Source organism: Paenibacillus campi (genome assembly GCF_034659835.1).
Lineage (GTDB): Bacteria > Bacillota > Bacilli > Paenibacillales > Paenibacillaceae > Saccharibacillus > Saccharibacillus campi.
Genome location: NZ_JAXSQZ010000001.1, coordinates 217,861 through 229,571, shown reverse-complemented (window position 1 = coordinate 229,571; position 11,711 = coordinate 217,861). Strand labels below are relative to the sequence as shown.

Below are 11,711 nucleotides of genomic sequence, written 5' to 3'. Positions count from 1 at the left end.
GCAACTAAAAAAGCATTCATTACATTGCATAATTATAAATACAATGAATAAATGCTTTATGTTAGGTTTTCTCCGAATGGCCGTAGATTATTATTCTTCCCGTGGCACTAATTCAAAAATTGAACCATCTTCCATCGTATCAATCAATCGATCCAGCCAAATATAGTATTTAATCGACTCCTGCATTTTCTCTTTGTCACGCATCAACACATCGCGCACAGGCGATTGTCCTTGCTCGGCAATCAGTTTATCGATCTCTTTGACCGACTTGCGCAGTATGAGCAAATTGCTCTCCACCGCTTTGCGCCATTTAATGACAAAGAAATCGGTAAACGTTTGATACCAATCATATTCCACTTCATATAAGTCTTTGCGTGACCCTTTTTCCCACACTTTATTAACCATATGCAAATCAAGCAAATTACGTACGCCGGTGCTCATGCTCGTTTTGCTCATCGCCATTTCGCGTCCCATATCATCCAATGTCATCGGACGATCCGCAAAAAAAAGCAAGCCATATAAATGACCTGTGGAATGTGAAATCCCGTATAAATCCATATTGCGACCGATTACCTCGATGACTCGTTTTCTTAATTTTTGTACAATTTCCAGTTGATTTTCATCCAATTGGCTCAAGCTCATGCTTGCCCACTCCATTCTATATATACAGTTTGTACCAAATAATCTGAACATAGTTGACTTTTCCCATTTTAAAAAAATTGCGACTAAATGTAAAGATGAGCAATGCGGAGCATCATCTAGCATATGGCAGTATTCTAATCGTAAATACTGTACAGTTTTTTCTGTACAAACTTATTATACGGATTTTACGGTTGATTTGCAAAATCGGATTTGTTACAATTAATCCCGTTGTTATGCAAGCCATGAAAATTATTCATCCACATGAAAATAAATTTTGTTTTCATTTCGCTAACAACTGGTTAATAACGTTACTATTGAGCAAGCAACCGATTAAGCATTGCGTTCTGCTTCGCTTCAGAGGCTTTCCATGCTGCGGTAATGTTCATCAACACGCCGCCATATGGAAACTGTGCAGCAGTGCAGACAGTATGAATAATTTTAGCAATCGTTTTAATGAAAAATCGTTTTGTATGTGCAAAATTCTACATCTTAATAAGGGGTGACGATGGAATGTCTACCATTCTGGAAATTAAAAATGTCAGCAAACTGTTTGGTCCCAATGCCGAGCAAGGTGTCAAAATGCTAGAGCAAGGCTGGACTAAAGAGAAAATGGCGAAAGAAAAGCAGATCACTGTCGGTGTTAACCGTGTCAATATGGAGATCAAGGAAGGCGAGATTTTTGTCATTATGGGGTTATCCGGTAGCGGTAAGTCTACGCTCGTGCGCATGTTTAATCGATTGATTGAACCGACATCCGGCGAAATTCTTGTCCACGGCAAAGACCTACGTAAAATGAACAAAGAACAACTACGCAATGTGCGCCGTAAAACGATCAGCATGGTGTTCCAAAAATTCGCACTGTTCCCGCATCGTACCGTACTCGACAATGTGGAATATGGATTGGAAATCCAAAAGGTTGCCAAAGCACAGCGCCGCGAAAAAGCGTTACAATCGCTCGAACTGGTCGGTCTGAAAGGCTGGGGTGACAAAATGCCGGATGAACTCAGTGGGGGTATGCAGCAACGTGTCGGTCTGGCGCGTGCGCTTGCCAACGATCCGGAAGTGCTGCTAATGGACGAAGCGTTTAGTGCGCTTGACCCGTTGATTCGCCGCGATATGCAGGACGAATTGCTAGAACTACAAGAGAAAATGCGCAAAACGATCATCTTCATTACCCACGATCTAGACGAAGCATTGCGTATCGGTGATCGCATCGCACTCATGAAAGACGGAGCTGTCGTGCAAATCGGCACACCGGAAGAAATTATGATCCAACCAGCCAACTCTTATGTGGAGCGCTTCGTTGAAGATGTTGATCTGTCCAAAGTACTGACTGCCGCCCATGTGATGCGCAGACCGGAAACGATCACACTCGATCGCGGCCCTCGTGTCGCACTAGAATTGATGCGTGAACGCGGCATTTCGAACTTGTTTGTCATTGATCGTTCCAAGAAATTGCTCGGCATTATTACCGCCGAAGATGCTGCTAATGCGGTTCGTCAGCAAATGAAACTTGATGATATTTTGATTAAAGAGGTTCCGCATGTTGAGCCTGAGCGCATGTTGAACGACCTGTTTGAACTCGTAAGTACAGCGAAGTTGCCGGTTGCAGTTGTCGATGAACGGGAACGTCTGACTGGCGTAATCGTACGCGGTGCACTGCTCGGCGCACTCGCTGGCGAAGTTGAAAATGAGGGGGTTGCTTTAAATGCCTAAAATTCCTGTAGCAAACTGGGTTGATGTCATTGTAGAGTGGCTCAGCATTCACTGGGCAGCCTTTTTCAAAGGCATGTCCAACATTATTACGTATGTCGTTGATGTGTTCACTTGGTTGTTTATGTTGCCACATCCATTTCTGTTTGTGATCATTATCGCACTACTTGGTTATATGGCAGGACGATGGACGATGGCGCTATTTTCGGCGCTCGGCTTTCTACTTATTTATAACCTCGGTTATTGGACTGAAACGATGAATACACTCGGTCTGGTCGTCACATCAGCGCTCATCTCGATCATCATCGGTGTGCCGCTCGGTATTTGGTGTGCGTCCAGCAAAATCGTAGCCCGGATCGTAACGCCTATTCTTGACTTTATGCAGACGATGCCTGCATTCGTTTATTTGCTGCCGGCTGTTACTTTTTTCAGCCTCGGCGTAGTGCCAGGGGTAGTCGCTTCTGTTATCTTTGCACTTCCGCCAACGATTCGCCTGACCCATCTTGGCATTACGCAAGTGTCTGGTGAACTTGTTGAAGCGGCTGACGCATTTGGCTCCACTGGCGGACAAAAGCTGTTTAAAGTACAATTGCCACTCGCGTTGCCATCCGTTATGGCAGGCGTCAACCAGACGATTATGCTGTCATTGTCGATGGTCGTGATCGCCTCGATGATCGGTGCGCAAGGCATCGGTGCAGTCGTTTATCGTGCGGTAGGTCAGCTTAAAATCGGTGAAGGCTTTGAAGCTGGACTAGCTGTTGTCGTACTGGCGATCGTGCTGGATCGTTTGTCCCAAAGCTTTTTCAATGGCAAAAGCAAACGAGCGGCTTAATACAGCCGCTTTTCCATTGCGATAAGGCAATGATTCAAAACTTTACTACTAATATATGATTCATTGCCTAAACATATAAAGTACCGCTGCATGCGCAACCTATATAGCTCATATTTTGCGTATCATTTGCCTATTTTATGTAAAGTTAATATGTTGAACGATTGTATTATCCGATTAAGATAGCGAACGAATTAAATCCTTATCTTGGAGCAAGCCACTATATACAACTACAACTGCAAAAGGAGCGAATTCACCTATGAAAAAATACAGAAACTGGCTTCTCTCCGGCTGTATCGTGCTGATTCTGATTATTTCGGCATGTAACCCGGAACGCCAGCCATTCCCAAGCTTTCCTGGCAGCGGCACTGCTGCGACTAGTTCCGATCCTGTCGGTGCACAGGTGAATCACCAAATTATCGGCATTGATGCCGGTGCTGGCATTATGAAAGCGACCCATAAAGCGATGGAAGATTACGGTCTAAGCGACTGGACATTGGTCGAAGGCTCCAGCGCCGCAATGACCGCCACACTCGATAAAGCGATTCGCAATCAGGAACCGATTATCGTAACCGGCTGGACACCACACTGGATGTTTAGCAAATACGATCTTAAATACTTGGACGATCCGAAAAAATCATACGGTGATGCCGAAGAAATTCATACACTTGTACGTAAAGGTCTTAAACAACAAGACCCAACCGCCTATCAATTTCTTGACCGTTTCTCCTGGACGTCCGATGAAATGGGCGAAATGATGGTCGCAATCCAAGACGGTGCCGATCCAGCAGTCGCAGCAAAACAATGGACTGAAGCGCATCCGGATCGCGTAAACGAATGGACAAAAGGCTTAAGTCCATCAAACGGCAAATCGCTCACACTGAGCTATGTCGCATGGGATTCCGAAATCGCCAGCACTAATCTGCTCAAATACATTCTTGAAACTAAACTCGGCTACAAAGTAACCGCACTTCAAGTAGAAGCCGGCCCGATGTTTACCGGTGTAGCCAAAGGCGATGCAGACGCAACTGTAGCCGCATGGCTGCCACTCACCCATGCCGACTACTGGGCAAAATACAAAAATCAATTGGAAGACCTTGGCGCGAATATGAAAGGCGTCAAAGTAGGCTTGGTCGTTCCAGCTTATATGAATGTCAGCTCGATTGAACAACTGAAAGATCAACAGTAATCGATAGTTCACATAGGGTATCACGCAGGTGGTATCACGCAGGTGGTATCACGCAGGTGGTATCACGCAGGTGGTATCACGCAGGTGGTATCACGCAGGTGGTATCACGCAGGTGGTATCACGCAGGTGGTATCACGCAGGTGGTATCACGCAAAAGGCGCTTCCTTAGCAGGAAGCGCCTTTTGCGTTCAGCGGACAGTTTCAACATCATCATGAAGCGATGATGTTGGAGTTGTTCCGCATCATTTCATTGTACATATATGCCGCATTCCGACTTACATGCCGCTGTCTGAATCGTCCTTATGATCGCTCAGCTTTTTAATCCAAATTCCGAACAAAATGCTCGCGCCCAAGATCATAACCGCATACAGCAGAATATAAGGTGTATGTGCATTAAATTCCGTAAATAAAGGCAATAGAGCCGTCATCGCTGTTTCCACACTCGTTCCTCCTTTATCGATTTGCATCATTGATTATAAATAACCATACACTAGCTATTTTACCTCAATTAATACGCGGGTGCCATCCGGATAATTGTCTAATTGGTTACTAATCCATGATCCCGCCCCTCGATTGTCGGCTGGAGTAACATATTTAATATCCGCACCTGTGCCACCTTCACGGCACATCGCCATCGGCCATTCATCCCGGTCATACCCTTTACGGGTAGGTATACCTTTAAGCGATTGTTTGCGATTCTCCTCCGCACCAGAACGATCGATCGTGCAAATCGCTGATTTGCCAGCAGCGATCGCTTCACGAATATGTGCGCCAGTCTCCGGGTAACGACTAAGCGGAAACTGTAGTGTGTAATCCGCTTTCCCATCTTGATGTTGTTGCTGCTGTACGCTGCCTGTTCCGGTGTGCAGTTCCCCCAGCACATGCGACAGATCAAGCTTGCCAGTAATCAAATAAATAAGAATCGCTGCAATCAACGCCGTTAAGGCAGCCCATCTTTTCTTCGATGACATTCAATTCCTCCCCCTTGTGCCCGTTCCCGCCAAATTAGCAAGTCGGACACCGCTATACATTATAAGTATAAACGGGTTTGCACAAGATGGGAACATACGTTTAGCTGAAACAGGCAAGACACAAATTCAATTCAAATCATAACAGCAGCCACGTAACGACCATACCACTCGCCATTTAAATGCGGAATTTGCCAATCTCAGTTTGCAGTTCAAACGATAATTGACTAAGCGAATCCGCTGCCGCTGAAATTTCTTCCATCATACGTACTTGTTGCTCTGATGCATCGGTTGCGGTATGCGAATTGTCCATAATCGTTTCTGCCATACCGACAATGTGGTTCTCCGCGTCCATAATGCTTGTAGCTGCGCTGGACAGCACATCAGATGCTTGCAATGCTTCTTTCACCTGAATAGAAACGATCTGTATCGTTTCTTGTACCGTATCAAAAATAGCTCCCATCTCCTGTACAGCTGCTGTACCGCTTTGTACTTGACGTGCGCCTTCTTCCATTTTAGATACCGTATAAGCCATATTTTGAATCATATCTTCAATTTTGGTGCTAATCTGACCGGCGGATTGACTGGAATAATCAGCCAGCTTTTTGACTTCACTCGCCACGACAGCAAAGCCCTTGCCATGCTCGCCTGCGCGTGCTGCCTCAATCGATGCATTGAGCGACAGCAGATTCGTCTGGCTGGCAATATCGCGAATGACCTGCACAATCGCCGCAATCTCCTGTGAATGCTCGGCAAGCTTATAGAGCGAAGCAGCGGTTTCCTGTACAGTATTGTCGATAACACTCATCTGTGTAACCGTATGTTGTACATTGCGATTGCCCTGTTCCACCTCGCTTAATACGCGTTCGGACGATTGGGATACTTGGGAAGTTGCCGCTACGATATTGGCAATGCTGCTAGCATTTTGATCGAGTCGTGCTTTGTTTTCGGTCACTTGCATACGCTGCTGTGTTGCCGAGTCAGAAATGCCGCCAACGACTACCGCTGTCTGAGACGAACTGTTAATACCTTCTTCGGCATTAGCGAACAATTGTTGCGAAGCGGCTGCCATCTGCTCCGAGCTACCGGCAATTACATTCATCAGCTCACGCAGCTTATTTTTCATCAGATTAAATGAAGTTGCCATCTGTCCCAGCTCATCGTGTGACTTCAGTTCAATATCTGGAATCGTCAAATTGCCTTCCGCGATTTCTTTGGCAGAGTCTGCCACCAGCTTAATCGGTCGTGAAAACATACGCACGACAAAAGTAGCGATAATCATACCAAGCAATACGCCCATTACACCGGCGATAATCAACGTCCAGTTGACTACCTTAACCGTGTGCGCATTATCGGCACGCGCTTGTATTAATTGCTGACGCTCATAATTTTCCATCGCTTCCGCATTGTTAGCAAGTTCTTGCGCTATCGGCACACATTTGGTAGAAACTATTTCATTATATGCAGCTTCATTACCTTGCTGCTTCAAAACAACGAGTTGATCTGTCAAATTAGCATAGTTGGTTTGTGCGCTTTCGAATTTTTTAAGCAATTGCTCACTGTCTCCTGACAGCAACTGTTCCAGCATTTTAATTTGCTCAGTTGTGCTCTTTTTAGCTTCTTTTAAAGACTCAAGCTGATCCTCTCTGCCTGTCAACAAATAGCCACGCATATATTTCGTTTCGTCAGCAGCGTAATATTTTAAATCTTTAATCGCCGCAATATTTTCGACATGGCCATTCAGCAAACTTTCATAACTGTTATTCAAATAATGTGCAGCATAACTACTAACCCCTGCTACAATAAGCACAATCAAAGTCATAACCGAAAAAACGCTGTACAATTTCATTTTAATATTCATTGGATTGCCTCCTGGCTATATAGGTTCATAAATTACATTTCCTTATCCTTCTATATCGGTTGGAAGATTCGATTTTGATAGATTACTAAGTCAAAATTCGACAAAATGCAACTAATTTTGCGCAGTTTCATTGTTGCTACATATTTAAAGAAACGTAAATTCCGTTCACTTCGTATATTGAACATAACTGAACTAAGGCAGACATACGATGCAAATGGATCGACCTGAAACATGGCTTAGGTCGTTCATTTTGTAAATATTATGCCTTGGTAAAGCTATCCTACTTTATTAAAGGAGAAATGTATGATGTCATTTTTCAACAAAATGCTGGCGCGTGTAGGTGTAGGCGCAGCCAAAATTGATACGGTGCTTGAGCAAAACGAATATACGCCAAATAGTGAGGTACGTGGTGTCGTGTATATTGAAGGCGGCAATGTCGATCAGGCAGTTGGTAGTATTTATATCGAAGTGATGACCCGCTATACACGTGAGCAGGATGACAAAAAGCAGGAAGTCAATTATACGATCGCACGTCACCGTGTCGCTGACAGCGGGTTGATCAAAAGCGGGGAAAAAGTGGACGTTCCATTCTCCTTTCTATTACCTGCGCAAACCCCACTCACACTCAAACATCAAAAAGTATGGTTACATACCGGACTGGATATCGAAATGAGTGTAGACCCAACCGATCAGGACTATATCTCCGTGCGACCGCATCCGTATATGAGCACTGTGCTGGACGCCACCGAATTGCTCGGTTTCCGGTTTAAAGATTCGACAGTTGAGTATGCTTCCCGTGCTCCATTTGGTGTTCCGTATGTACAAGAGATTGAATTTTATCCAGGCCCCCAGTTTAATAGTCGTGTGAGTGAGTTGGAGTTGATGATGGCTTTCCGTGGAGACGGTCTGCAAGTGCTGGTGGAAGTCGATCGGCGTGGACGCGGATTGAGCGGCTTTTTCGCCAATGCATTTGAAATGGATGAACGACATAGTTGGCTTGACCTCAGTAAAAGTGAGCTTGAACGCGGTGCTCACGTTGTCGCTGATCGCCTTGCTGAAATTATTCACCAGAGTAGTCGGTAAAAGCGTTTCTTCGCGTTATGAATGGCGATGTCGTTCATAATCGTTATGTAGTTGCTGGTGAAACGGTATCGATATTGATAATATTCCTATGGACATAAAACCGACATATAGCCGCAGTATACTAGCTATACACCAATCAGGTAAGCGAAACGATACACATCTATGTTGAATTCGTATCGTGACTGCGCCTTTTACAATAAAGGTGCAGTTTTTTTCGCTCACTTTATTCGATGCAATACTAATAAATAGTTTTGCTTTTATTTAGTATTGCAATCATCTTAAATGTATGTTATATTTAGTTTATAAGAACAACACGGTATTACGATCATGAGCCAAATAAACCAAACTAAGAGGAGCCATTACACATGAATACAAAATTTAACAAAATCCTGTTGTCTGCCACTTTAGCTGCAAGTCTGGGTGCCGTTGCCATCGCCCCAATCGGAGGCGGTCATGCGTACGCGGCAACCGACGAATCGAACCATCAGAAAAATAAAGACAAAGCAGAACGGATCGCTAACAACGCCGCTTTCCTAGCTGCACAAGAAGCTCAATTCCAAGCGATGTTCGGTACGCCAGAACAACAAGATAGCGCAACAACGACACAGGAGCCTGCCAACTCCCAAGCGCCAGCCGCTAATGCAACGAACAAAACGATCACTGTTGTCGTTCCACAAGGTGCCAGCCTGACTCAACTTGCTGCTCAATATGGTGTAACTGTAGACGAGCTAGTTGCTGCCAACAACTTGCTGCCTGTTGGTTTTGAATTGAAAATCCCACAAAAATAAGCAGTATTGTAACGTATAGCTGCAAACGCTAAACTAGTCTTACCATTTGCCGGTATACGCTTCTGAATTGCTCCCCATCAACTCAGAAGCACCAGTATACAAGCCAATAGTGAACAACATCATCCATACACGATTGAAAGTCCCCCTTTCACAATCGACCGAATAATATAGATCAGGTGCTTATCTGCCAAATAAGTACCTATATAAAAAGCTGACATTCTCCCCTGAGTGTCAGCTTTTATTTTGGTTGTTACGTCGATTACTGATCAAACATATAAAAGCCGCTCAGGGATTCGCAAATCTCCTGAGCGGCTTTTATATTACTTATTTGTTAAATGATAGCTTTGTTTCACTACCGGATTGCTGATGCAGCAAGGGTTTAACCCCTTCTTACATCATACCGCCCATTCCACCCATACCGCCCATATCTGGAGCGGCAGGTGCTGCTGGTTCTGGCTTATCAGCAACGACAGCTTCAGTTGTGAGGAACATTGCAGCTACGGAAGCGGCGTTTTGCAGAGCGGAACGTGTTACTTTGGCAGGGTCAACGATCCCTGCTTCGAACATGTTTACCCACTCGCCGGAAGCGGCGTTGTAACCGATGCCTACTTCTTCTTTTTTCAGGCGCTCAACGATAACAGAGCCTTCTTGACCAGCGTTTGCAGCGATTGTGCGGATTGGTTCTTCCAGAGCGCGCAGGACGATGTTAACGCCTGTTTTCTCGTCACCATCTACATTTACAGCTGCTACTGCGTTATATACGTTCACAAGTGCAGTACCACCACCGGATACGATACCTTCTTCAACCGCTGCGCGAGTTGCGTTCAGGGCATCTTCGATGCGCAGTTTGCGCTCTTTCAGTTCGGTTTCAGTTGCTGCACCGACTTTGATGACAGCTACGCCACCAGCCAGTTTAGCCAGACGCTCTTGCAGTTTTTCTTTGTCGAACTCGGAAGTTGTTTCTTCCAGTTGCGAACGGATTTGGCTAATACGTGCATCGATGTCGGCTTTGTCGCCAGCACCGTCAACAACGATTGTATTTTCTTTCGTTACGCGTACTTGACGTGCAGTACCAAGTTGGTCGATCGTTGCGGATTTCAGATCAAGACCGAGTTCTTCAGTAATTACTTGTCCGCCAGTCAATGCAGCGATATCTTGCAGCATCGCTTTACGACGATCACCAAAGCCAGGCGCTTTTACAGCTACCGCGTTAAATGTACCGCGCAGTTTGTTGACAACGAGCATCGCCAGCGCTTCGCCTTCGATGTCTTCAGCGATCAGTACGAGCGGTTTGCTTTGTTGTACGACTTTTTCCAGCAATGGCAAAATTTCTTGCGTATTGCTAATTTTTTTGTCAGTGATCAGAATATATGGGTTGTCCAGAACGGCTTCCATTTTATCTGTATCTGTGATCATGTATGGAGAGATGTAGCCACGGTCGAATTGCATACCTTCTACAACTTCCAGTTCAGTTGCGAATCCACGGGATTCTTCCACTGTGATTACACCGTCGTTGCCGACTTTTTCCATCGCTTCTGCGATCAGTTGGCCAACTTCATCGTCAGCTGCGGAAATCGCAGCAACTTGCGCGATCGATTGTTTGTCTTCTACATGACGGGAAATTTTTTGCAGTTCTTCTACGGCAGCACGAACCGCTTTGTCGATCCCTTTACGCACTACCATCGGGTTAGCGCCAGCAGTTACGTTTTTCAACCCTTCGCGAATCATCGCTTGAGCCAGCACGGTTGCTGTTGTTGTACCATCACCGGCAACATCGTTTGTTTTCGTTGCTACTTCTTTAACGAGTTGTGCACCCATGTTTTCGAATGCATCTTCCAGCTCGATTTCTTTGGCGATCGTTACACCGTCATTTGTGATGAGCGGGCTACCGAATTTTTTCTCCAGAACAACGTTACGACCTTTTGGTCCGAGTGTTACTTTTACTGCGTTTGCCAGTGCATCCACACCACGCAGCATGGAACGACGAGCATCTTCACTGAATCTAATGTCTTTAGCCATTTGAAAAGTACCTCCTCAGTATGTTGGAAATTCATTTTGGGAAAAGCGTTGCTTGAACGTCAATCGTCCAGGCGATGTATAGGCAAGATCGCGGAATTAACCGATAATTGCGTGAATATCGCTTTCTTTCATAATCAGGTATTCTTTGCCTTCAAACTTGATTTCTGTACCGGCATATTTGGAGAACAGCACACGGTCGCCTTCTTTAACTTCAAGCGGAATACGAACTCCATCTTTCAGTTGTCCGCTACCCACAGCGATAATCGTGCCTTCTTGTGGCTTTTCTTTGGCGGAATCCGGAAGCACGATACCGAATGCAGTTGTTTCCTCCTGCTGGCTCGCTTCTACCAATACACGTTCACCTAAAGGTTTGATCATGAAAAATAGCCTCCTTAATTTGAATAATTACATTGTGCAGCTCATCTGCACCTATGTGTTAGCACTCGACAACGTGTAGTGCTAACAACCAACTTTATGATACTCAACTTGGACGATGATTTCAAGTCCCTTTATGTAAAAATCGTCTTGCTGTCCTATAAAAAAGAACAGAGAATCATTTTCCAGTCAGCACACCCGCTTAAACGGGCGCTTCAGAAAAATAACGCTCTGTTCCTGTTAC

General features: G+C 45.1%; 11 protein-coding genes. 5 read left to right on the top strand and 6 right to left on the bottom strand.

The features are described 5' to 3' along the window. Positions 1–90: 90 nt before the first annotated feature. Positions 91–642, bottom strand: a complete 552-nt coding sequence (locus U1I11_RS00840) for a GbsR/MarR family transcriptional regulator (protein WP_322903022.1) — start codon at positions 640–642, stop codon at positions 91–93. A gap of 510 nt (positions 643–1,152) precedes the next feature. On the opposite strand from U1I11_RS00840, the gene U1I11_RS00835 reads away from it, so the two are divergent. The 3 genes from U1I11_RS00835 (at position 1,153) to U1I11_RS00825 (ending at position 4,373) form a co-directional block, all read left to right on the top strand. Next, positions 1,153–2,358: a quaternary amine ABC transporter ATP-binding protein gene (locus tag U1I11_RS00835; protein ID WP_322903020.1), complete on the top strand. Its 1,206-nt coding sequence runs from the start codon at positions 1,153–1,155 to the stop codon at positions 2,356–2,358. Continuing rightward, the gene (locus U1I11_RS00830) at positions 2,351–3,187 is read left to right on the top strand and encodes an ABC transporter permease (RefSeq protein WP_322903018.1); all 837 of its coding nucleotides are present in this window, start codon (positions 2,351–2,353) and stop codon (positions 3,185–3,187) included. Before U1I11_RS00835 ends, U1I11_RS00830 begins: the two co-directional genes overlap by 8 nt. A gap of 256 nt (positions 3,188–3,443) precedes the next feature. Further along, entirely contained in the window at positions 3,444–4,373 is a 930-nt protein-coding gene (locus tag U1I11_RS00825) for a glycine betaine ABC transporter substrate-binding protein (protein WP_322903017.1), read from the top strand. A 275-nt stretch (positions 4,374–4,648) separates the two neighbouring features. Here the strand turns inward: U1I11_RS00825 and U1I11_RS00820 are convergent, their stop codons facing one another. From U1I11_RS00820 to U1I11_RS00810, 3 genes are all read right to left on the bottom strand, one after another. Next, positions 4,649–4,813 carry a hypothetical protein gene (locus U1I11_RS00820; RefSeq protein ID WP_322903015.1) on the bottom strand — a complete coding sequence of 55 codons (165 nt, stop codon included), beginning with the start codon at positions 4,811–4,813 and terminating at the stop codon, positions 4,649–4,651. 54 nt (positions 4,814–4,867) lie between these two features. Beyond that, a complete protein-coding gene (locus U1I11_RS00815) occupies positions 4,868–5,344 on the bottom strand; it encodes a NucA/NucB deoxyribonuclease domain-containing protein (RefSeq protein WP_322903014.1) in 477 nt (158 codons plus the stop codon). Between the two features lie 175 nt (positions 5,345–5,519). Then, a complete protein-coding gene (locus U1I11_RS00810; RefSeq protein ID WP_322903012.1) occupies positions 5,520–7,202 on the bottom strand; it encodes a methyl-accepting chemotaxis protein in 1,683 nt (560 codons plus the stop codon). A gap of 306 nt (positions 7,203–7,508) precedes the next feature. Between U1I11_RS00810 and U1I11_RS00805 the strand changes: the two genes are divergently transcribed. Next, entirely contained in the window at positions 7,509–8,285 is a 777-nt protein-coding gene (locus U1I11_RS00805) for a sporulation protein (RefSeq protein ID WP_322904433.1), read from the top strand. Positions 8,286–8,650: 365 nt separating this feature from the next. Then, positions 8,651–9,073 carry a LysM peptidoglycan-binding domain-containing protein gene (locus U1I11_RS00800; RefSeq protein ID WP_322903010.1) on the top strand — a complete coding sequence of 141 codons (423 nt, stop codon included), beginning with the start codon at positions 8,651–8,653 and terminating at the stop codon, positions 9,071–9,073. A 390-nt stretch (positions 9,074–9,463) separates the two neighbouring features. Here U1I11_RS00800 and groL read toward each other — a convergent pair whose 3' ends face one another. After that, a complete protein-coding gene (groL, locus tag U1I11_RS00795; protein WP_322903009.1) occupies positions 9,464–11,092 on the bottom strand; it encodes a chaperonin GroEL in 1,629 nt (542 codons plus the stop codon). A 96-nt stretch (positions 11,093–11,188) separates the two neighbouring features. Next, positions 11,189–11,470, bottom strand: a complete 282-nt coding sequence (gene groES / locus U1I11_RS00790; RefSeq protein WP_322903007.1) for a co-chaperone GroES — start codon at positions 11,468–11,470, stop codon at positions 11,189–11,191. Positions 11,471–11,711: the final 241 nt, after the last annotated feature.